General features: G+C 63.7%; 22 protein-coding genes and 1 tRNA gene. 4 read left to right on the top strand and 19 right to left on the bottom strand.

All coding sequences use genetic code 11. The annotated features are described in order from the left end of the window. Positions 1-65: 65 nt before the first annotated feature. The 4 genes from NKI21_RS05235 to obgE all read right to left on the bottom strand — a co-directional run bounded on the left by NKI21_RS05235 (position 66) and on the right by obgE (position 4399). Complete coding sequence (locus NKI21_RS05235; RefSeq protein WP_352440997.1) at positions 66-698, bottom strand: nicotinate-nucleotide adenylyltransferase; 633 nt, start codon at positions 696-698, stop codon at positions 66-68. 204 nt (positions 699-902) lie between these two features. Next, on the bottom strand, positions 903-2189 hold the full coding sequence (locus tag NKI21_RS05230) for a glutamate-5-semialdehyde dehydrogenase (protein WP_352440998.1): 1287 nt from the start codon (positions 2187-2189) through the stop codon (positions 903-905). A 2-nt stretch (positions 2190-2191) separates the two neighbouring features. Beyond that, complete coding sequence (gene proB / locus NKI21_RS05225; protein WP_023811780.1) at positions 2192-3364, bottom strand: glutamate 5-kinase; 1173 nt, start codon at positions 3362-3364, stop codon at positions 2192-2194. Between the two features lie 3 nt (positions 3365-3367). Beyond that, entirely contained in the window at positions 3368-4399 is a 1032-nt protein-coding gene (gene obgE, locus NKI21_RS05220; protein ID WP_023811779.1) for a GTPase ObgE, read from the bottom strand. 134 nt (positions 4400-4533) lie between these two features. On the opposite strand from obgE, the gene NKI21_RS05215 reads away from it, so the two are divergent. Beyond that, on the top strand, positions 4534-5403 hold the full coding sequence (locus tag NKI21_RS05215; RefSeq protein WP_128304967.1) for an endonuclease/exonuclease/phosphatase family protein: 870 nt from the start codon (positions 4534-4536) through the stop codon (positions 5401-5403). A gap of 7 nt (positions 5404-5410) precedes the next feature. On the opposite strand, the gene NKI21_RS05210 is transcribed toward NKI21_RS05215, so the two are convergent. From NKI21_RS05210 to NKI21_RS05195, 4 genes are all read right to left on the bottom strand, one after another. Further along, the gene (locus tag NKI21_RS05210; protein WP_352750600.1) at positions 5411-5941 is read right to left on the bottom strand and encodes a GNAT family N-acetyltransferase; all 531 of its coding nucleotides are present in this window, start codon (positions 5939-5941) and stop codon (positions 5411-5413) included. Between the two features lie 21 nt (positions 5942-5962). Beyond that, positions 5963-6550, bottom strand: a complete 588-nt coding sequence (locus NKI21_RS05205; RefSeq protein ID WP_023811776.1) for a GNAT family N-acetyltransferase — start codon at positions 6548-6550, stop codon at positions 5963-5965. 120 nt (positions 6551-6670) lie between these two features. Continuing rightward, positions 6671-6940 (bottom strand): 50S ribosomal protein L27, encoded by a 270-nt coding sequence (gene rpmA, locus NKI21_RS05200; RefSeq protein ID WP_013529063.1) that lies wholly within the window; start codon positions 6938-6940, stop codon positions 6671-6673. Between the two features lie 97 nt (positions 6941-7037). Next, the gene (locus tag NKI21_RS05195; RefSeq protein ID WP_352441000.1) at positions 7038-7718 is read right to left on the bottom strand and encodes a 50S ribosomal protein L21; all 681 of its coding nucleotides are present in this window, start codon (positions 7716-7718) and stop codon (positions 7038-7040) included. Between the two features lie 408 nt (positions 7719-8126). Here NKI21_RS05195 and NKI21_RS05190 point away from each other — a divergent pair. Next, positions 8127-8216: transfer RNA gene (locus tag NKI21_RS05190), tRNA-Ser, on the top strand. Positions 8217-8881: 665 nt separating this feature from the next. On the opposite strand, the gene NKI21_RS05185 is transcribed toward NKI21_RS05190, so the two are convergent. Continuing rightward, positions 8882-9481, bottom strand: a complete 600-nt coding sequence (locus tag NKI21_RS05185; protein WP_128304050.1) for an NADPH-dependent F420 reductase — start codon at positions 9479-9481, stop codon at positions 8882-8884. A gap of 74 nt (positions 9482-9555) precedes the next feature. Next, entirely contained in the window at positions 9556-10290 is a 735-nt protein-coding gene (locus NKI21_RS05180; RefSeq protein WP_128304051.1) for an SDR family NAD(P)-dependent oxidoreductase, read from the bottom strand. Between the two features lie 276 nt (positions 10291-10566). On the opposite strand from NKI21_RS05180, the gene NKI21_RS05175 reads away from it, so the two are divergent. Next, positions 10567-11463, top strand: coding sequence for a LysR family transcriptional regulator (locus tag NKI21_RS05175; protein ID WP_128304052.1), 897 nt, complete (start codon positions 10567-10569; stop codon positions 11461-11463). Between the two features lie 258 nt (positions 11464-11721). Here NKI21_RS05175 and recQ read toward each other — a convergent pair whose 3' ends face one another. Both recQ and NKI21_RS05165 read right to left on the bottom strand, forming a co-directional pair. Further along, a complete protein-coding gene (recQ, locus tag NKI21_RS05170; RefSeq protein ID WP_352864795.1) occupies positions 11722-13563 on the bottom strand; it encodes a DNA helicase RecQ in 1842 nt (613 codons plus the stop codon). Further along, positions 13563-14324 (bottom strand): sulfotransferase family protein, encoded by a 762-nt coding sequence (locus tag NKI21_RS05165; RefSeq protein ID WP_128304054.1) that lies wholly within the window; start codon positions 14322-14324, stop codon positions 13563-13565. The genes recQ and NKI21_RS05165 overlap by 1 nt, the downstream gene beginning before the upstream one ends. Before the next feature lie 380 nt (positions 14325-14704). Here NKI21_RS05165 and NKI21_RS05160 point away from each other — a divergent pair, with 380 nt between their 5' ends. Then, positions 14705-16123 (top strand): coniferyl aldehyde dehydrogenase, encoded by a 1419-nt coding sequence (locus tag NKI21_RS05160; protein ID WP_352864793.1) that lies wholly within the window; start codon positions 14705-14707, stop codon positions 16121-16123. 157 nt (positions 16124-16280) lie between these two features. On the opposite strand, the gene NKI21_RS05155 is transcribed toward NKI21_RS05160, so the two are convergent. The 7 genes from NKI21_RS05155 to NKI21_RS05125 form a co-directional block, all read right to left on the bottom strand. Continuing rightward, positions 16281-16616 carry a cupin domain-containing protein gene (locus NKI21_RS05155; protein ID WP_023811768.1) on the bottom strand — a complete coding sequence of 112 codons (336 nt, stop codon included), beginning with the start codon at positions 16614-16616 and terminating at the stop codon, positions 16281-16283. A gap of 10 nt (positions 16617-16626) precedes the next feature. Then, positions 16627-17385, bottom strand: a complete 759-nt coding sequence (gene kduD / locus NKI21_RS05150; protein WP_023811767.1) for a 2-dehydro-3-deoxy-D-gluconate 5-dehydrogenase KduD — start codon at positions 17383-17385, stop codon at positions 16627-16629. Further along, positions 17382-18233 (bottom strand): 5-dehydro-4-deoxy-D-glucuronate isomerase, encoded by an 852-nt coding sequence (kduI, locus tag NKI21_RS05145; protein ID WP_352864789.1) that lies wholly within the window; start codon positions 18231-18233, stop codon positions 17382-17384. The genes kduD and kduI overlap by 4 nt, the downstream gene beginning before the upstream one ends. Before the next feature lie 23 nt (positions 18234-18256). Further along, the gene (locus tag NKI21_RS05140) at positions 18257-19033 is read right to left on the bottom strand and encodes a FadR/GntR family transcriptional regulator (protein ID WP_352864785.1); all 777 of its coding nucleotides are present in this window, start codon (positions 19031-19033) and stop codon (positions 18257-18259) included. Between the two features lie 8 nt (positions 19034-19041). After that, positions 19042-20322, bottom strand: a complete 1281-nt coding sequence (locus NKI21_RS05135) for a TRAP transporter large permease (protein WP_023811764.1) — start codon at positions 20320-20322, stop codon at positions 19042-19044. Between the two features lie 4 nt (positions 20323-20326). Beyond that, positions 20327-20857: a TRAP transporter small permease gene (locus NKI21_RS05130; RefSeq protein ID WP_031213442.1), complete on the bottom strand. Its 531-nt coding sequence runs from the start codon at positions 20855-20857 to the stop codon at positions 20327-20329. Positions 20858-20958: 101 nt separating this feature from the next. Further along, positions 20959-21936 carry a TRAP transporter substrate-binding protein gene (locus NKI21_RS05125; RefSeq protein ID WP_023811762.1) on the bottom strand — a complete coding sequence of 326 codons (978 nt, stop codon included), beginning with the start codon at positions 21934-21936 and terminating at the stop codon, positions 20959-20961. Positions 21937-21950: the final 14 nt, after the last annotated feature.

The raw sequence follows: 21950 nt of genomic DNA, 5'->3' as shown, positions 1-21950 counted from the left end.
TGCTCAGGATTGCCCATGAAACGGGCAAAGGGAGCGATAAAAGCGACATGGCCGGGCGGTCGGGCTCACCCCTTCGCCAGCTTGCGGATCGCGCTCGATGACAGCGACGAGCGCGGGCCGTGGATGAAGGTCCAGGCCGGTGCCTTCATGCGGGCAAGCCGCGGCGCATCGCCCTCGTCGATGCGGGCATAGTCGAAGGTCTTGGCGACGACCGAGGACAGGAACGACAGCGTCGCGCCAGGGCGGTCGATGACGGCGATCGGGAAGGTCATGACGATCTCGCGCCAGCGCTGCCAGCGGTGAAAATCGCGCAAACTATCCGCACCCATGATCCAGACGAAGTCGACACCGGGATTGCGCGCCTTGACCAGCGCCAGCGTGTCGGCGGTGTAGCGGACGTGATGCGCCGCCTCGAAGGCGGTGACCTTGATCTTCGGGTTCTTGGCGATCTGCTCGGACAGCTGCAGCCGCTCGCCCAGCGGCGCCAACTCCCTGGTGTTCTTCAGCGGATTGCCCGGCGTCACCATCCACCACAGCTGGTCGAGCGCCAGGCGCCGCAGTGCAATCTCGGCGACCAGCGCGTGGCCGGCATGCGGCGGATTGAACGAGCCGCCGAACAGGCCGACGGCGAGGCCTTTCTCGGCATGCGGCATTTTGAGATAATGGGAGGGAACGGGGGGGTGGGAAGGGGATAGCATCGCGCTAGGCACCCCCCTCTGCCCTGCCGGCCATCTCCCCCGCAAGGGGGGAGATCAGCAGTTTCGGCGAAGGCGTAAATCTTGCCGCGTTGGAGATCGGCGAAACCCGAAATGCCAGCCAATCTCCCCCCTTGCGGGGGAGATGTCCGGCAGGACAGAGGGGGGTGGCTGGGCGCAAGCTTCAGGCCCTTTGGGCGAAATACGTCAAGGCCTCACCTGTCCAGACCCGCGCACGCGGTATTTGAACGACGTCAGTTGCTCGACGCCCACCGGTCCGCGCGCATGCATCTTGCCGGTGGCGATGCCGATCTCGGCGCCCATGCCGAACTCGCCGCCGTCGGCGAACTGCGTCGATGCGTTGTGCAGCAGGATCGCCGAATCGATCTCGTTGAAGAATTTTTCGACCGCTTGCGCATCCTCGGCGACGATCGCCTCGGTGTGATGCGAGGAAAACGTCTCGATGTGATCGATCGCACCCTTGATACCGTCGACCAGCTTCACCGCGATGATGGCATCGAGATATTCAGTCACCCAGTCGGCATCGGTCGCCGGCCTGGCGTCGAAAAACACTTTCAGCACCTCGGCATCGGCATGGATCTCGCAGCCGGCCGCGCGCAGTGCGTTGAGGATCGGCACCAGATGCGTGGAGGCGACCGCGCGGTCGACCAGCAGCGTCTCTGCGGCACCGCAGACGCCGGTGCGCCGCATCTTGGCGTTGACGGCGATCCGCACCGCCATTTGGAGCTCGGCCGAACGGTCGATGTAGAGATGGCAGATGCCTTCGAGATGCGCGAAGACCGGCACCCGTGCCTCGGCCTGCACCCGCCCGACGAGGCTTTTGCCACCGCGCGGAATGATGACGTCGAGCATACCGCCCAAGCCTTTCAGCATCTCGCCGACGGCGGCGCGGTCGGTGATCGGCACCAGTTGGATGGCGTCCTCCGGCAGGCCGGCTTCCTTCAGCCCTTCGACCAGGCAGGCGTGGATGGCGGCCGAGGAATTGAGCGAATCCGAGCCGCCGCGCAGGATTACCGGATTGCCGGCCTTGAGGCACAGCGCGCCGGCATCGGCGGTGACGTTCGGGCGGCTCTCATAGATGACGCCGACGACGCCGAGCGGCGTGCGCACGCGCTCGATATGCAGACCGTTCGGCCGATCCCATTGTGCGATCACGTCGCCAACCGGGTCGCGCAATTCGGCGATCTCCCTGATGCCGTCGGCCATGGCGCGAATGCGCGCCGGATCGAGCTTCAGCCGGTCCATGAAGGAGGCGGAAAGCCCGGATTCCTGGCCGTTCGAGACATCGATGGCGTTGGCGTCGAGAATGTCTTGCTGCCTGGCGACGATCGCCTCGGCCATGGCGGCAAGTGCAGCATTCTTGGCGGCGGTGGTGGCAATGGCCAACGGTCGGGCGGCAGCGCGGGCGCGGCGGCCGATATCGGCCATCAGCGCCACTGTGTCTTCTCCGGATTTTTCATGCTGCTTCAGCATGCTCATCCTCCGCTTATGGCGCCACCGGCCAGTACTTGGTCGCTAGCCCCTACTTGGGCACCAGAATGACTCACCACAAGGTCGTCGCGGTGGATCATCGCCGAACGCGCCTCGTAGCCGAGCACGGTTTCGATCTCGGCCGTCTTCAGGCCAGCGATCCTTACGGCATCGGCGGCATCGTAGGCAACCAGCCCGCGCGCGATCTCGCGGCCCTCGGGCGACAGGATCGCCACCGTGTCGCCGCGCGAGAAATTGCCGCTGACCAGCTTGACGCCCGCCGGCAGCAGCGACTTGCCCGACAGCAGCGCGCCGATGGCGCCGGCATCGACTGTCAGCCGGCCGGCCGGTTCGAGTTGGCCGGCGATCCAGGTCTTGTAACCCTTGACCGGATTGGAACTCGGCCGGAAGAAGGTGGCGCGTTCGCCGCGTTCGATCGCCATCAGCGGCGACAGCCGCGTGCCCGACGTGATGATCATCGCGGTGCCGGCGGCGGTGGCGATCTTGCCGGCATCGAGCTTCGTGCGCATGCCGCCGCGCGACAGTTCGGAAGCGGCCGCACCCGCCATCGCCTCGATATCGGGCGTGATCCGGTCGACCACCGGAATGAATTTGGCATGGGGGTCACGCGCCGGCGGCGCCGTATAGAGCCCGTCGATGTCTGAGAGCAGCACCAGGAGGTCGGCGCCCATCATGGTGGCGACGCGAGCCGCCAGCCGGTCATTGTCGCCGTAGCGGATTTCGGAAGTCGCCACCGTGTCGTTCTCGTTGATGACCGGCACTGCCTTCATCTTCAAGAGTGTCGAGATCGTCGCCCGCGCATTGAGATAACGGCGGCGCTCCTCGGTGTCGCCGAGCGTCAGCAGGATCTGGCCCGATTTCAGGCTGCCCTTGCCGAGCGCGTCCGACCAGGCGCCGGCCAATGCGATCTGTCCCACGGCTGCCGCCGCCTGGCTCTCCTCCAGTTTCAGGGCTCGCTTGCCGAGGCCAAGGATGGTGCGGCCAAGCGCGATGGCGCCGGAGGAGACGACGAGGATTTCAGCGCCGCCCTGCGCAAGCACCGCAATATCGTCGGCAAGCGAGGCCAGCCAGTCGCGCTTCAGGCCTGACGTTCGGTCGACGAGCAGCGCCGAGCCGATCTTGACGGTGATGCGCCGATATTTTTTCAGCGACTGCATGGCCTACTTGTCCCAGCGCGTCTCGACCGGGGTAGCCGTCCGCGCACGCGCCTCGCCCACCACCGACATCAGCGCCCGCAGCACCGCCTCGACGCCTTCGCCGGTGACCGCCGACAACAGCATCGGTGCTCGGCCGGCGGCGCGCTTCAGCGAGGCGACTTTCTTCTTGCGCGCATCGGCGTCGAGCGTGTCGACCTGGGAAAGTGCCACGATCTCGACCTTGTCGGTCAGGCCGTTGCCATAGGCCTCAAGTTCCGCGCGCACGGTCTTGTAGGCTTTGCCCGGATTTTCCTCCTGCGCCGAAACCAGATGCAGCAGCACGCGCGTGCGCTCGACATGGCCAAGAAAGCGATCGCCAATGCCGACGCCCTCATGCGCGCCTTCGATGAGACCCGGAATGTCGGCGATGACGAACTCGCGCGCGTCGATCCGGGCGACGCCGAGGCCGGGATGCAGCGTCGTGAACGGATAGTCGGCGATCTTCGGCTTGGCCGCGGTGACCGCCGCCAGGAATGTCGACTTGCCGGCATTGGGCAGCCCGACCAGCCCGGCATCGGCGATCAGCTTCAGCCGCAGCCAGATGTTGAGCTCCTGCCCCGGCAGGCCGGGATTGGCGCGGCGCGGCGCCTGGTTGGTCGAGGTCTTGAAATGTTGGTTGCCGAAACCGCCATTTCCGCCCTTGGCCAGCAGAAAGCGCTGGCCGACCACGGTCAGATCGCAGATCAGCGTCTCGTTGTCCTCTTCGAACACCTGCGTTCCCGCCGGCACCTTCAGCGTGACATCGGCGCCCTTGGCACCGGTCATGTTGCGGCCCATGCCGTGGACGCCGGTCTTGGCCTTGAAATGCTGCTGGTAGCGGTAATCGATCAGCGTGTTCAGCCCGTTGACCGCCTCCAGCCAGACATCGCCGCCACGACCGCCATCACCGCCATCCGGCCCGCCGAACTCGATGAACTTTTCGCGCCGGAACGACACCGAACCGGCGCCACCGTCACCGGAGCGGATGTAGACCTTGGCTTGATCGAGAAATTTCATGGGATTGTACAGTTTCTACTAGTGGCCTTGCGGCATTGCTCTAAACCTTGGCCCTTGCTCTAAACCAAGGCGCGGCGAAGGGCGAGGCCGTTTTGTGACAATGGCCGCGTGGGATCGGCCGGAGAGATGCCGGAATGAAGCTTGTAACTTACAACATCCAGTACGGCATCGGCCTCGACGGGCAATACGATGTCGGGCGCATCGCTGATGCCGTGCGCGGCGCCGACGTGATCGCTTTGCAGGAGGTGACCCGCAACAATCCCAGGAATAGCGGCCGCGACATGGTCGCCGAGATCGGCGAGGCGCTGCCCGACTACTTCGCCGTCTATGGCAGCAATTTCGAGGCCAATATCGGTTCGCACATCGACAATGGCCGCGCCATCACGAAAACCTTCCAGCTCGGCAACATGGTGCTGTCGAAAACGCCTATTCATCTGTCGCGCAACCTGCTTTTGCCGCGCAGCCGCAGCTTCGAGATGATGAACTTCCAGCGTGGCGCGCTGGAAGCGCTGATCGAGACGCCGCTTGGTTTCATCCGCTTCTATTCCATCCATCTCGATCACCGCAGCCCCGTCGAACGCGCCAGCCAGATCCAGTTCTTGCGCCAACGCATGCTGAACTACGCGCTCGAAGGCGGCGCGCTGTCCGGCGTCGCCGAGATCGGCCTGCCGGAACTGCCGCATCCCGAAGCCTTTGTCGGCATGGGCGATTTCAACATGCTGGCCGGTTCACCCGAATATGTCGAACTCGCCGGCCGGCCGGACCATGAATTCGGCATGCCGCTGACCGCCGACTTCGCCGTCGATGCCGCCTTGCGCCTGAACGCCACCGGCGACGATCTCATCAGCTGGGTCGACCCGAAACAACCCACCGACCCCAGCCGCCACAAGCGCATCGACTATATCTTCACAAGCGCTTCGCTTGCCAAATCCCTGAAGCGCCTGTGGGTCGACCGGAAAGCTGACGGTTCGGACCACCTGCCGGTGTGGGTCGAACTGGGCTGATGGCCTTTCATCCGGCAGTGTTTTCACGTTCGACGATCGCCATCATGATCGTATCGCGGTATTCCCCGTCGATATGGACGGCGTCGCGCTGCACGCCCTCCCTGACAAACCCGACCTTGTCGTAAAGAGAGATGGCGCGAGCATTGTCGGAATGCACGGAAAGCTCGACGCGGATAAAGCCGGTCTTGCGCGCCTGTGCCAAGGTCGCATTGATGAGCCGCAGTCCGAGGCCACGCCCCCGATAGGAAGGAATGATCCCCATTCCGAGGGAGCCGCGATGCGCATGGATGAGCCGATCGTGACGTGAGATGTCGCACCAGCCGACGACCTCGCCACGAACAACGGCCACGAACCCCGGATCGCCTCTCCCGATACGGTCCATTGCGAAACTTCTGACTTGATCCAGCGGTGGCGCCTCTAGGAAGGACAGGTACTTTCGCTCACGCGCTACGACATCGAGCGCGCGATGAAAGCTTTCGATATCCCCGGGCGTCATCGGCGCGATCGCGACCGTTTCAATATCGCTGCTGTCGACCATTGGCTTGACCGTCGTCACACATCAAAAATGTACCCAGTTCCGCAGGCTGGTCCAGGTCTTGCGATCGAGCCGGTAGCGCTCGACGGGAACCTGGCCGGCGACGATCGAATTCAGCATGCCCTGGCCGGCATATTGGAACCCGCATTTGTGGATGACGCGGCGCGAGGCCGGATTGATGACCCGCGTCGAGGCCTGCAGCACCTGGATCGACGTCCTCTGGAAGGCGAGATCGACCAGCGCATGGGCTGCTTCCGTCGCATAGCCCTTCTTCCAGTAAGGCTCGCCGATCCAGTAGCCGAGTTCCAGCCCGCGTTCGGTGGTGTTGAGACCGGCACAGCCGACGAACGTGTCGGTTCCGGCCAGCGTCAGGGCATAGGCGATGCCGGCCCGGCGCGACCTGGTCATGGCGAGGAAGGAGCGCGCCTCGGCCTCGCCATAGGGGTGCGGCATGCGTGCCAGCATTTCGGCGACATGACGGTTGTCGGCAAGTTCGACCAGTTGCGCGACATCGCCTTCATGGGGCGCCCGCATCACCAGCCGCTCGGTGACCAGCACCGGGCAGTCTATCGCGTAACTTCCGTCTTCTGAGTCTTCCGCTTCGGCAACCATTTGAAAGTCCTCCAGGCACAAGAAAAAGGGGAGATGGAAACCCATCTCCCCTGATCCTTTTCCTGGCTTTGCCAGACACCGGTTCCCGAGATGGGCGCCGGTGTTCTAGTGCGGAACCGGCTACTCCGCGGCTTTGGCAATCGGGTTGACCGATACGTAGGTTCGGCCGTTGGCTTTTTTGTTGAACGTCACGGCGCCGGTCTCGAGCGCAAAAAGCGTATGGTCCGTGCCCATGCCGACATTGACGCCGGGATGCCACGTGGTGCCGCGTTGACGAATGATGATGTTGCCCGGGATGACGGCTTCGCCGCCGAACTTCTTCACGCCCAGACGCTTGGAATGCGAGTCGCGACCGTTGCGCGACGAGCCGCCAGCTTTCTTGTGTGCCATCTAACTAACTCCGTTGCGCCGCAAGGCGCCTAAAAGGCCTTATGAACGCGTTCGCGTTCCGTTTCAAGTCCGATCCGGCGACCCAATCGCCAGAAAATTACTTCGCAGCCAATTCCTTGGCCTGCTCGCGCCAGTCCTTGATCTGGTCGGCGCTGAAGGGCATGTGCTCGTCGATCTTGGCGACATCCTTCTCGGTCAGCTTGGCAAGCTGGGCGAAGGTGATGATGCCCTGCTCGTTAAGATCCTTGGCTGCGACCGGGCCGATGCCCTTGATCACGGTCAGATCGTCCGGCTCACCCTTCGGTGCCTTGAACAGTGGCGCTGCGGCGGTCTCGGCTGCCTTTGTCTCGGCTGCCTTGGCCTTGGGCTCCTTCTTCGGCGCGGCTTCCGCCTGCACCTCGGTGGCGGCCTCGGCCTTCACCTTCTTCGGCGCCTTGGCCGCTGCCGTCTTGGTCGGCTTGGCGCCACCCAGCAGGATCTCGGAGATCCGCACGGTGGTCAAAAGCTGGCGATGGCCGATCTTGCGGCGCGAATTCTGCCGGCGGCGCTTCTTGAAGGCGATGACGGTGCGGTTCTTGCCCTGTTCGACGACTTCGGCGGTGACCACCGCGCCGTCGACGAACGGCGCGCCAAACGTGACATTCTCGCCTTCGCCATGCGCCAGAACGTGGCCGATTTCGACCATATCGCCGACATTGGCTTCAACTTTTTCGATCTTCAGGAGATCGTTGGCGGCAACGCGATACTGCTTGCCACCCGTTTTAATGACTGCGAACATTTTTTGCCTTTCGCTGTTCGGTCGGCCTTGATGAACCGCCTCTGGCAGTTCAGCCGTCTTTTTGTCAGTCTGCGGGTTCAAAAAACAAGCGGCGCGGAAGAACCCTCCACGCCGATTGCGCGCTGTCCCTAACCGAAGGTTGGGGGCGAGTCAAGGCAAACCAGCCGCGCCGTTTCCGAGATTGTCATTGGCGGGCACGGACCGGCTGTGCCGACATGCCCACGGCGTTGCCCCGCCTGGGCTGAGGATGGGTGACTGGTCGGCAATCTGCCTCGGGTCTCGCTGTACCCCACCAGCCGTGAATCCGCCGCTTGCCAAGCAAGCCAAATAACTGACGGATTGGCCTTGTAACCTGCCCGTTCAGCCGTTATCTAGTGCGCCGCGCCGGCAACGGCCGACCATGACCGCGGAGAGGTGGCAGAGTGGTCGAATGCACCGCACTCGAAATGCGGCATGGGTGCAAGCCCATCGGGGGTTCGAATCCCTCCCTCTCCGCCATTTAGCCCAAGAACCTGACATCTCCTGGGCTGCTAGCCGCCTGCCGCATATCGCGCGCATATCGCGCAGCCAACAGGACAAAGCCGCCCTAGCCGGGACACTCTGGCCTTTGCGGAGGCGTAAAGCTTCGGCGATGGGCAGGCCCATTCGGCTCTCCGCACATGGTTTTCTGTCCGCAAGCGCAGCCATGTCGCTGTGAATTTGCCAGCCGGTTTGGCCCAAATGGGGGAAGTGGCCGGCCCAAGATCTCGTAATGGTTGGTTCGCCCAGCCAGTTAGGAGACCACTATGCGCAAAGCCTCTCTCGCCGTCACAGTCGTCGGCACGGCCTTCTTCAGTCTTTCCACTGTCGCATCGGCATGCGTGTCGATGGACGGCAACTTCGTCGTAAACAACTGCAATTATCGCGTCATGGGAAATTGCAAAGGCTCGGATGGCAGTTGGGGTGGCTTCGGACCCATCCGCCCGGGTAACTTCCAAAAGACGCGATGCCGGCTGGGACGTCAGCTATTGCAATTACGATTCATGGGTGGCCGGCACATGTCGGCCGAAGGATCCCAGGCAAATGTAAGCCGCTTTCAAGCATGTCACTTTGCGGCTCGGCTCGTTGCTGACGATGTGGCCGGCGTCGAACACCGGCCACTCTGTCGGTGCACGATAAATCCGTTACTGCTCCTTCTTGAACAGGTCCTGGAAGATCAGCTGGCCCCAAGTGCGGCCGCGTGCGTGCACCAGTGCGCCACCCTCGTTGAGCTTCCCCAGCTTGACCGGTGCGAACCCGAGTTGTTTGGCTAAGGCCGCCACGGGAGCGATCGCGTCCTCGTCGTCGCTCGACAGGAAGACGACCCGGTGCCCGCCCTCCACGATCGGATCGGCAGCCAAAGTCGCCGCGATCAGGTGATTGAAGCCTTTGACCAACTTGGCGCCGGTGAACGCCTTTGCGACGAAAGCGGAGGACGGCAGACCGTCCAGCTCTTCAGGGACTGGAAACACGTTCGTCGCGTCGATGATCGTCTTGCCTTCCCAGCTTGACAGAGCCTTCGCAACATCTGGGTGCGACTCGAAACGAACCGCCAGAAAGACGATGTCCGCCTTGATCGCTTCCGCCAGCGTTTTCGGGATAATCGTGGGTCCGATCGCGGCCGCATCGGCTGCAAAGCTTTCCGGGTCGCGCGTGGTTGCCACGGACACTTCGATGCCGTTGCGGGCAAACGCCTTGGCAAGAGCGTGGCCGATCTTGCCGAAGCCAATAATTGCATAGCTCATGTATATTCTCCTTCAGTTTACCACGCCCTGCGGGCTCAAAATATCGAATGGAGTGACCGGCCGGGCGCAGGGCGTCAGATTTGCGCCAAGCCGCCGTCGACGGCTACCTCACTGGCGGTCATGAAGCTGCTGTCCGATGACGCGAGAAAGGCAGCCGCCGCTCCAATCTCAGCCGGATCGGCCATGCGCTGGAGCGGGTTCATCGAGGCAAAGGCCTTCAAGCCCTCCTCCCCTATCGCTGCCTTCGCGAGTTCGGTCGCTGTCGGCCCGGGCGACAGCACGTTTACCCGGATGCCGGTGCCCTTCAGGTCCTCCGCCCAGCTCCGCGCAAGATTGCGCACGGCCGCCTTGCTCGCGCTGTAGACGCTGAATGCGGGGGCGCCCGTGGTGCCGGCGCTCGATCCGGTCAGGATGATCGAACCGCCCTCGCCCATCAGCGGCAGCGCCTTCTGGACCGTGAAGATCGTACCCTTCACATTGGTGTCGAAGGTTTCGTCAATGTGCTCGGCGGTGATCTCGCCGAGCGGAAGCAGGCCTCCCGCCCCGGCATTGGCGAAGACGATGTCGAGGGTTCCGCGCTCGGCCTTCACCGCTGCGTAGAGCCGGTCGAGGTCGGCCTCGTTGGAAACCGAGCCTTTCACCGCGCGGGCATTAGGCCCGAGGTCGGCCACGGCGGCATCTAGCGCTTCCTGCCGGCGGCCGAAGATGAAGACGAAGGCGCCCTCCTCGATGAAGCGCTTCGCTGCGGCGCGGCCGATGCCGGTGGCGCCACCCGTAATAACCGCAACCTTACCGTCTAGTTTTCCCATAACTCAATCCTTCCAGGCTCTGTCTTTGGTCGTTCGGGTAAGCCCCGAGAACCTCTAGATGGGCCGTCAGAGTCACGCCGTGAGTGCGGAAGCGCGCACATCGGTGGTGCAAAATCGATCCGCTTTCAGGAACTGACGCCAGCCGTGACGATCCGTGTCCGCCATTCGGAATTGCGCCGCCCCTGTCGACATAAGCTATGATGTCCCGCCCGTACTGCTGTAGCATGCGTTAGATACGGGCTTTGGAAGGCGCACCGCGCGGTGCCGGATTGCACCATGATCGACTGGGATGACATTCGCTACTTTCTTGCCGTCGCGCGCGGAGGCTCGGTGCGGGCTGCCGGCGCGCAGCTCGGGGTGAATCACTCGACCGTGCTGCGACGCGTCGCCCAGCTCGAGGAACGCCTCGGAGCGCACATGTTCGAAAAGCTGCCTTCGGGCTACCGCCTGACGGCTGCGGGCGAGGAGGTCCTCGATCTCGCGAACCAGATGGAAGCGTCGTCGCACCAGCTGGAGACGCGCGTCTTCGGGCGCGACCAGGGTGTGCGCGGGCTTCTGCGGGTGACGCTGGCACCTCCCCTCGCGACACACCTGCTCATGCCGGACTTCGCCGATTTCGCGCGTCTGCACCCGGACATCGAGATGGAAATCCTGTCGTCCGGCGAGCTGGCAAATCTGACCAGCCGAGAGGCCGACGTCGCGATCCGCGTCGTCTACGACCGCAAAACCCTGCCGCTCAATCTTCACGGCCTGAAGGGACCGGAGGTGTTCGGCGGCGTCTACATGTCCCGCGATCGCCTGGCCGCGTGGCGTGCGGGCGCGCCTGATCCCATCCGGTGGATCGTCATAAGCGTTCATGGAATTCCAGAGTGGGCCGGCGCGGGTGAGGTTCGCACCGCGGGGGTTCCATTCAGGACCACGGACGCCGAGGCGCAGATCGTTGCCGTACGGCAAGGTCTCGGGATCACGACACTGCCGTGCTTCGTCGGAGATGCCGACCCCCTGCTGGTGAGGGTGCCGGGCACCGACCTGCACATGTACGGAACGCTCTGGCTTCTCACACAGGGGGAGACACGCAAGACGAAGCGCGTGCGGCTCTTCACGGAGTTCGTATCCCGCAGGCTCGCCGCCTACGCTCCGCTTTTCACGGGACTGTCCATATCGCGCGACTGACGCCCCGCGGGTCGACGCTGCGGGATAAGCGGACAGCGGCACCTATTGCGGTTGCAGATGCTCAGCCATGAAGTCGATGAACGCCTCAGTCTGGGCCTGATCTGTCGACTGGCCGGCCAGAGAACATTGAACTGATCGGTCTCGGCGGGGGCATGGGCGGTGGAGGAATGGGCGGCGACGGAACAGGAGGTTTCGGAACGGATGCCTTCTCCGAAGATCCCTATGCTTCAGGGCGCGTGACCAGTCGCTGATCTGACCTCAGGCCGAACCATCGGATTGGTGCTCGGCAATCGCACTCAGAAAAACCTGGCCGAACTCCTTCAGCTTTGCCGCCCCAACCCCATTCACTTCAGCGAAGGCGTCGAGGTCGTTTGGGCGGCGCTCTGCCATGTCGATCAGGGTGCGATCGGAAAACACCACATAGGCCGGCACCTGGCGCTCCTTGGCGAGCCGCAGTCGCAAGGTCTTCAGCGCGGCCAGCAGCCCGGTGTCCACATCCGATTGCCCGAAATACTGCCCGGAGCGCGTCTTGCCGCGCAAGGCGCGGCTGCGTACCTCGACACGATAATGGAACGGCACCTCGCCACGGCCAAGCGCCTGGCCCTTTTCGGCGATGGCGAGCCCGCCATGGCCGGCCGGATCCGGGATCAGGAACCCGCCGGCGACGAGTTGCCGGATCAGCGACAGCCAAAAATCCTTCTTATGCGCCAGTCCGCTGCCGAAGCTGGCGAGCCTCTGGTGGTTCCTGGCCAGCACCTTCTCGGTTTCATGGCCGAGCAGAATGTCGATGACATGGCCGGCACCGAAGCGTTCGCCACTCTGGGCGATGGCTGCCAGGATGATCCGCGCCTCCGCTCCGCCATCGGCGCGCGGCGCCTGGTCGAGGCAGGTGTCGCAATTGCCGCAAGGCTGCGCTTCTTCGCCGAAATAGCCGAGCAGCACCTGGCGGCGGCACTGCGCCGTCTCGCAATAGCCGATCAGCGTGTCGAGCCGGCCATGCGAGCGCCTCTTGTGCTCGGGCGGCGCATCCTCGTCGTCGATGAACATCCGGCGCATGCGGATATCGCCAAGGCCGAACAGCATATGCGCCTCGGCGTCCCGCCCATCGCGGCCGGCGCGGCCGATCTCCTGGTAGTAGGCCTCCAGGCTGCCCGGCATGTCGGTGTGGAAGACATAGGCGACATCAGGCTTGTCGATGCCCATGCCGAAAGCGATGGTCGCCACCATGACGACGCCTGAAAGGGTCATGAAGCTGTTCTGGTTGGCGTCTCGCGCCTCCTTGCTCATGCCGGCATGATAGGCGAGCGCGGTCACGCCGTTCTTCTCGAGGAAGGCCGCCATCTCCTCCGTCTTCTTGCGCGACAGGCAGTAGACGATGCCGCTGCGGCCGGGATGGCGCGCGACGAAGCGCAGCAATTGCCGCTTGCTGTCCTGCTTGGCCTCGATGGCAAGCTTGATGTTCGGCCGGTCGAAGCCCAGCACCAGGGTCTCGACGCGCTCGGCAAATAGCCGGGATTCGATGTCGGTGCGCGTGCCTTCGTCCGCCGTTGCCGTCAGCGCGATGATCGGCACGTTGGGAAAGATGCCGCGCAGACGCGACAGGTCCTCGTATTCGCGCCGGAACGCCGGCCCCCATTGCGAGATGCAATGCGCCTCGTCGACGGCGATCAGGCTGATATCGAGCCTGGCCAGCGCCTCGAGCATGCGCTCGGTCATCAGCCGCTCCGGCGCGAGATAGAGCAGGCGCGTCTGGCCCGAGGCGACGCGACGCCATGCGGCGATATTGGCATCGCGGTCGATCGAGGAATTGATCGTGTCGGCCGCCACGCCGGCAAGCCGCAAGGCGGCGACCTGATCCTGCATCAGCGCCACCAGCGGCGAAACGACAATGGTGAGCCCACCCAGGACCAGTGCCGGCACTTGGTAGCAGAGCGATTTGCCCGCACCTGTCGGCATGACGGCCAGCACATGACGCCCAGCCAGCAGCGCGTCCATGACATCGGCCTGGCCGGGGCGAAAATCATCGAAGCCGAACACGTCTTTCAGCACGCGCCGCTTGGGATCTCGCTCTTCTGTCGCGACGGCCGCCGGTGCCTGCATCACCGCGCGTCCACGGTCGGCGTGCTTATTGGCATGTCATAGCCGAACTCGGCGCAGAAACGCCGGACGCCGACGAGAAATGCCGGGGGCAGACCGTCGAGATAGGTCCTGAATTCTTCATTCCGTTCCCATTTTCTCAACGAAGCCACCCGGATCGGATTGTCCGGATCCTCGCTGAAACGAATGCGCGGTGTCAGTCCGAACGACTGCGCGATTCTGTCCTGCTGCGCATCGGGCGCGCCGATCATGTCTTCGTAGCGGACAAAGAGTATCTGCCGGTGCGGTTGTGCCTTCTTCAGCCGGGTCAGCGCGTCGTATTCGGCCAGCCAGCGATGCGGCGTGACGTGGAACCGACGCTCGTGGCGTGTTTGCGGATGCGAACTTGTCAGCGTGTCGAATGGATGGCGCACACAATAGATCAAGCCGATGGAGGGAGGTAGCTTCGCCAGATGCGCAAAACCGCGCGCATCGCGCTTGACGACGAGGTTCGATTCCGGCCGATCCAGCATGTCCAGCATTGTGTATCGCGCTTCGGGCGGATGGACGAAAATATCCCCGAAACACCTCATCAGCCGCTGTGTCAGCGTCGTTCCGCTGCGCGCGCAGCCCGAAATGAAAATTCTGTTGGCGGGCGTTGCGCGTGCGTATGTGCGTCTTTGCATGCGCTGTTTCAGAGACAGCGGCACGAATCGCAGAAACTCCCGCATAACCCTTCGCGCGGCCGCTCCAAACGCAGCCTCAAGCCTGCGCGCGCCCTTCATCCGCAATTCCGCTGGCGCAATGCGGCAACCCGATCTTGCATCAGGGCCACCCGGGACGAAACGCGCCGCCTGCGGGCCACGGCCAAGATGCTCATCGCCGATGCCTGCATCAGGCAGACACCGGGCTGCAATTTCGTGGATTGGAGAGGATGTGGAAACCGGTCAAAACGACTCTCCGCATGGGCACCTTGCCTTAGCGCAGCTGACACCGGACCACAACCAGAACAAGCCGGCCCAAGGAAAGCCTGCGGCGCGAACGCGGAAGCTGACCGATTGATCCAAGGCTCGCCGCAGCACCTTCCCTTGTGAGACCTGCACCCCCGCTGGATTCCGCCACGCACCACGATGTAAGCTCGGCCCGACAAGTCAGGGAGGGCGCGATGCTGCAGGCCATTCAGGATGCTCTCGGCGAGCGGTTTCGGTTGCAGCGTGCTGCCTTCGAGGCGCAGCCTTTCCCCAACTTTGGCATCCGCAAGGATCGCCTGAAACGCCTGTTGGCGTTGACCGAGCGGCATGAAGCCGACATCTGCACCGCCATCGACACCGACTTTGGCGGCCGTTCCGCGCATGAGACGCGTCTTGCGGAACTGTTCGTCGTGCGCGCCGGTATCCGCCACGCGCTGTCGCACCTCAGGGGCTGGCGCGAACGCCGCGTTGTCACCACCATGCCGTTCCTGCCCGGCCGAAATCGCCTCGTCCCGCAGCCGCTCGGCGTCGTCGGCATCGTGTCGCCCTGGAATTATCCTTTCCAGCTCGCCGTCGGGCCGGTCACGGCGGCACTCGCGGCCGGCAATCGCGTGCTTATAAAACCTTCCGAATTGACGCCGGCATTTTCAGCGCTGCTGGCCAAACTCGTTGCCGAGCATTTCGCACCCGATGAGCTCAGCGTCATCAGCGGCGACGCGGAGATGGGAAAGGCCTTCGTGTCGATGCCTTTCGATCATTTGCTGTTCACCGGCTCGACCGCGGTCGGACGCCAGGTCGCGATCGCCGCGGCCGCCAACCTGACCCCGGTCACGCTCGAACTCGGCGGCAAGTCGCCGGCAATCTTCGATCCGTCATGCGATCTCGACGCGGCGGTATCCAGCATTGCCTATGGCAAGCTGTTGAATGCCGGGCAGACCTGCATCGCGCCGGATTATCTTCTGGTCCCGAAGGGGCGAGCAGACGCGGTCGCCGCGAAGCTCGCAACGGCGATCGCGAAGCTCTACCCGACCCTGCGCGACAACCCCGATTATACCGCCATCATCAGCGATCGGCACCACCAGCGCCTGCGCGACATGATCACTGAAGCGCGTGACGCCGGCGCCGATGTCACCGAAATCAACCCGGCCAGTGAGGAGCTTGGCGGTACCAGCCGGAAATTGCCGCCGACCCTGGTCCGCAACGCCGGCGCAAACCTGCGGCTGATGCGCGAGGAGATTTTTGGGCCGGTACTGCCCATCGTCGAATATGCCGGGATCGACGAGGCGATAGCCCATGTGAACGGGGCGGACCGGCCGCTGGCGCTCTACTGGTTCGGGCGCGACAGCGGCAACCGTCAACGCATCCTGCATGAGACCGTCGCCGGCGGCGTCACCATCAACGACTGCATGCTGCATCTGGTGCAGGAGAACCAGCCTTTCGGCGGCGTCGGCGCCAGCGGCGTGGGCGCCTATCACGGCGAATGGGGCTTTCGCACCTTCAGCAAGGAGAAGCCGGTTTTCCTGCAGTCCCGGCTGAGCGCGGGAGCCTTGTTGCGCCCGCCCTACGGCAAGACGTTCGAGCGGCTCTTCAGCCTGCTCCGGCATATCACCTGACCGACGCAGTCACCGCCATCACGAACACCCGGCGCGTTAAGCCTATGTTCACCATCATGCGGCAGGTTCGCATCCTGCGGTCATGTCTTGAGTACCGCGGCGCCACAAGCGCCCAGGCAACAACCCGCGCCTCTTTTGAGGTGCGGGTCTTCCCTGGCTAGCCGAGGAAATCGGCCCGGTGCGGCGTGAAGCTGTCGACCAGCCGCCCTGCTTCCAGCGCCTTGACGCCGTGCACCAGACCGGACGGCACAATGAAGCTGCCGCCGGTCTCGATGGTTTCGGTCCTACCGTCGATGGTCACCTCGAAGCGGCCCTCGGCGACATAGCTAGCCTGGACGTGTGGGTGCGAATGCAGGGCGCCGACGCCACCCTTGTCGAAGCCGAATTCGACCAGCATCAACTCGTCGGTATGCAGGAGAACGCGTCGCCTGTTGCCGTCCGGGGTCGGCGTCCAGGCGCCCTCGCCGGCATGCGCGAAAATCTTTGTGGTCATCGTCGTCTCCTCATCGCGCAAGCCAGCCGCCATCCACAGGCACCACCGCTCCATGCATGTAGTTCGACGCCGGCGCCAGCAGGAACACGGCGGCATCGCCAATGTCGCCCGCTTCCCCCCAGCGACCGGCCGGGATCCGCGCCAGGATGGCGGCGCTGCGGTCGGGATCGGCGCGCAGCGCCTGCGTGTTGTTGGTCTCGATATAGCCCGGCGCGATGGCGTTGACGTTGATGCCTTTTTGCGCCCATTCGCAGGCGAGCAGCCGGGTGATGCCGAGCACGCCATGCTTCGAGGCCGTGTAAGACGCGACACGGATGCCGCCCTGAAAGCCCAGCACCGAGGCGATGTTGACGATCTTGCCTTTCCGCTCAGCGGCCAAGGCACGCCTTGCAAAGCTTTGGCAGAGCAAGAAAACCGTCTTCAGGTTGACGTCCATGACGTCGTCCCAATCGGCCTCTCTGAGATCGACGGCATCGGCGCGGCGGATGATGCCGGCATTGTTGACCAGCCCGTCGAGCGGACCGCTTTCGTCCCAGATCCGGTCGAGCAACAGGCCGGCGGCCGAAGTGTCGGCAAGGTCGGCGCTCACCGCTTCGAATTGCCCGCCCACCGCCGCAATCTTGTCTGCCGTATCGTCCATCGACGAGCGGCCGACGCCGACCACCGCGCCCCCGGCGCGTGCGACGCACACGGCGATGCCTTGGCCGATGCCAGTGTTGGCGCCGGTGACCAGGATACGTTTTCCGGTAAGGCTGAAGGGGTCGCTCACCGCAGATCCCCCAACGCCACCGGGTCGACATCGGTATAGTCGACATTGTCGCCGGCCATCGCCCAGATGAAAGCATAATTGGAAGTGCCGGCACCGGAGTGGATCGACCATCCCGGCGACAGCACCGCCTCCTCATTGCCCATGACGATATGGCGCGTCTCGTCAGGCTCGCCCATGAAATGGAAGACGCGCGCCGTCTCGGCCAGGTCGAAATAGAGATAGGCCTCCATGCGCCGGTCATGCACATGGCATGGCATGGTGTTCCACACCGATCCTGGAGCCAACTGAGTCATGCCGACCACCAGCTGGCAGGTCTTCACGCCCTCGGCATGGATGAACTGGAAGATCGAACGCTCGTTGCAGGTGTCCTTGCTGCCGAGATCGAGGCGCTTGGCGTCGCCGATGCGGATCAGCCGGCTGGGCCAGGCCTGATGCGCAGGCGCGCTGAGCAGATAGAATTTAGCCGGCGCGGTCTTGTCCACCGAGGCGAAGGACACGTCGGTGGTGCCCATGCCGAGATAGAGCATGTCGCGCGCCTGCAATTCGAAGGACTGGCCGCCGGCCGTGATGACGCCCGCGCCGCCGATGTTGACGGCGATCAGCTCGCGACGGTCGAGAAAGTTCTTGGTGCCGGTCGGCTTGATCGCTTCCAGCGGCAGCGGTGCGCCAGTCGGCACGGCGCCGCCGACGATCATGCGGTCGTAATGAGTGTAGGTCAGGCTGATGCGGCCAGGCTGGAACAGGCCGTCAATGTGGAAGTTGTGACGCAGCTCATCGGTGCCCATTGCCGCGGCGGCAGCCGGGTCAATGGCAAATCGCGAGGTGTAGTCGGTATGGCTCTGGTTCATTGTCGGTCCTGACTTGAAACGGGTCATTTGCCGGCGGCGGCCTTGACCGAACTGGAATAAAAAGCCTGACGTGCATGCAGCCGCTCGCGGTAACGCTGCTGGCTGGCGGTGAGGTGCGCGCGCATCGCCTCGCGCGCGGCCTCGGCATCGCCAGAGGTAATGGCGTTGAGGATCACCAGATGCTCGCGCTGGAGCCCGCGCTGATAGCTGTCGGATTGCGCCAGTTCGGTCGACCAGGGCGAAGTCACGTCGCACGGGATGGCGCGCCGGCCGAGCACGTCGAGCATCTCGACATAGAAGGGGTTGCTGGTTGCGCTGGCGATGGCGCGATGGAAGGCGAGGTCGGCCGGACCGGTCGGCTCGCTGGCAAGCAGCAGCCGCTCGAATTCGAAGAAGGCTTCCTGGATCGCCGCCTCCTGCGCGGCGTTGCGACGGGTGGCGGCGAGCCCGGCCGATTCGATCTCGATCGCCAGCCGCACTTCGAGCACGTTGAGTGCGATCGAATCCTTGCTGCCCATGTCGGCGGCCAGCGCGCCGAACATTGTCGAGATGTGCTCTGTGACGAAGACGCCGGCGCCCTGGCGCGGTTCGACCAGCCCGTCGGCGGCAAGCTTGGCCAGCGCCTCGCGGATGACGGTGCGGCTGACGCCGAAGGTTTCGGTCAGTTGGCCTTCGGTCGGCAATTTATGGCCGGGCAGGATCTCGCCCGCCTGCAGCTGCTTGCGGATCGCCGCGACGACGGTCTCCGACAGCTTGGGTTTTCTCTCGACCCTGAGGTCGGTTGCGGTGTCCGATGCCATGTCGCCCCCTATTTGAACACGCTCGGCAACCAGAGCGAAATGGCCGGAATGTAAGTGACGAGCCCCAGTACCACGAGCCCGGCCCCATAGAACGGCCAGATCGAGCGCATCGCTTCCCAGACGGATATCTTGCCCACTGCGCACGCCACGAACTGCACAGCGCCCACCGGCGGCGTATTCAGCCCGATGCCGAAGTTGAGGATCATGATGACGCCAAAATGCACCGGGTCGACGCCGTAGGCTTGCGCCACGGGCAGGAAGATCGGCGTGCAGATGATAATCGTCGGCCCCATATCCATGAAGGTGCCGAGGAACAGCATCAAGACGTTGAGCAGGAGAAGCACGACCAGCGGATCCTCCGAGATCGCGTTCATGGAGGCTATGAGCGCTGCCGGCACTTTCAGGAAGGCCATCAACCACGAGAACGCCGCCGCCATGCCGATGATGAGCAGCACCATGGCCGTGGTGCGCACGGCACCATGGGTAGCATGAACGAAACCTTCCCAAGTCATCTGCCGGTAAACGAAGACAGTAACGAGCAACGCATAGATGACCGCGACGCAGGAACTCTCGGTCGCCGTGAAAACGCCCGATCGTACGCCACCGAAGATGATCGCGATCAGCAGCAGGCCGGGCACCGCGACAGCGAAGAGATGCGCGACGGCGGTGAAGCCCGGAAACGGCTCGGTCGGATAGCCGCGGGAGCGCGCCACGAAATAGGCGGTGATCATCAGCGACAGGGCCAACAGCAGGCCCGGAATGATGCCGGCCGTGAACAGGTCGGCGATGGAGATCTTTCCACCTGCCGAGATCGAGTAGATGATCATGTTGTGCGACGGCGGCAGGAGCAGCGCGATCAGCGCCGCCATCGACGTGACGTTGACTGCGTAATCCGCTCCATATCCACGCGCCTTCATCTGCGGGATCATCAAGCCGCCGACCGCCGCTGCCTCGGCCACCGCGGAGCCCGAAATGCCGCCGAACAGTGTAGCGGTCGCAATGTTGACCTGCCCGAGGCCGCCGCGCAAATGGCCAACGAGCGAGCCGGCGAAGGCAACGATCTTGCTGGCGATGCCGCCGCGCACCATCAAGTCGCCGGCATAGATGAAGAAGGGAATGGCCAGCAGCGAAAAGACGCTCATGCCGGAATTCAGGCGCTGGAACACGATGAGCGGCGGCAGGCCCATGTAGAGGACGGTGGCAAAGCTTGCGACGCCGAGGCAGAAAGCGATCGGCGTGCCTATAAGCATCAGAAGGGTGAAGACGCCGAAGAGGATCCAGAGTTCCATGGCGTCAGACCTTCACGTTCGCCGTGTCGAGTTCGGTTGCGACTTCCGCCGGCGGCAGTTCATCGAGCACATCGTCGATCGGCGCACCGGAGAGACGAAGCACGATGCGCTCCAGCGTGAAGAGCGCGACGAGCACGCCTCCCGCGACCAGCGGGACGTAGTCCCAGCCCCCCGATATGCCGAGCGACGGCAAGGTAGCGCCCCAGGTCAATGCGACCAGTTGGCTGCCATACCAGATCATACCGATGCCGAAGGCGAGCGCGACGAGGTCCGAGATCATCCGCAGCCAACGCTTGCCGCCTTTGGGCAGCACGTAGAGCAGGACGTCGAAGCCGAGGTGATAGTTCTCGCGCACCCCGACGGCAGCGCCGAGGAAAATGAACCAGCTCATCAGCATCACCGAGCCCTGCTCGGTCCAGCTTGGCGAGCGGTTCAGGACATAACGACCGAACACCTGCCAGGCGACGAAGGCGGTCATCAGCACCAGCCCGATGCCTGCGACCCATAGCGCCGCTGTGCTGACGCGCGACATCATGCGCGCGACGCCGGACAGGGGCAGTCTATGTTCTGGGCTGGAGGTCACCGGTTCTCTCCGCAAGGGGGATGGCGGCGCGGAATGCCCGCGCCGCCGCTTGATCACTGCACGGCCTTAATGGCTTCGACCATGGCCTTCAGCTTGTCGTCCTTGACGTGCTTCTCGTAGACCGGACCCATGGCGTCGATGAAGGGCTGCTTGTCCGGCGTCGTGATCTGCGAACCGGCCGCTTCGACTTTGGCGCGCGATTCCTTGACCTTGGCGGTCCACAGCTCGCGCTGCCTGGCGACGCTCTCCTTGGCGGCCGCCTTGAAGATCGCCTGATCCTCTGGCGTCAGCTTGTCCCAGCTCGACTTCGCCATGACGAAGGCTTCCGGCACCATAGTGTGCTCGTCGAGCGAATAGAACTTGGCGACTTCCGCATGCTTGGCGGTGTCGTAGCTCGGAAAATTGTTTTCCGCGCCGTCAATGACCCCGGTCTCGATCGCCGAATACACCTCGCCATACGGCATCGGCGTCGCGTTGGCGCCGAGTGCCGCCACCATGTCGACGAAGATGTCGGACTGGATGACGCGGAACTTCATGCCGGCCAGATCGGCTAATGAGTTGATCGGTTTCTTCGAATTGTAGAAGGAGCGCGCGCCACTGTCATAAAAGGCGAGCAGCACCAGCCCGACCTGTTCGAACGCCGCCGCGATCTGGTCGCCGACCGCCCCGTCCATGACCTTGTGCATATGGTCTTCCGAGCGGAAGATGTAGGGCAGCGAGGGCACAGTGGTTTCGGGAATGAGCCCGTTGAACGGCGCCATCGAGATGCGGTTGAGGTCGATCACGCCGGTGCGAACCTGCTCGATCGTGTCCTTTTCTTCGCCTAGCTGCGCGGAATGATAGAGCTCGACCGCATAGCGGCCGGCCGTACGCTCCTTTACAAGCTCGCCGAAATATTTGACTGCCTCGACCGTCGGATAGCCGTCCGGGTGGGTGTCGGACGAGCGCAGAACCGTCTGGGCACTTGCCGTTCCGGCCATCAGTGCGGCGGCGAGCAGCGCAGCTCCCGTCAGTCTTGAAAAATGCAACATGGTTTCCTCCCTTT

Source organism: Mesorhizobium sp. M0715 (assembly GCF_040320355.1).
Lineage (GTDB): Bacteria > Pseudomonadota > Alphaproteobacteria > Rhizobiales > Rhizobiaceae > Mesorhizobium.
The sequence above is the reverse complement of the archived record's forward strand: the minus strand, read 5'-3'. Positions and strand labels throughout refer to the sequence as shown.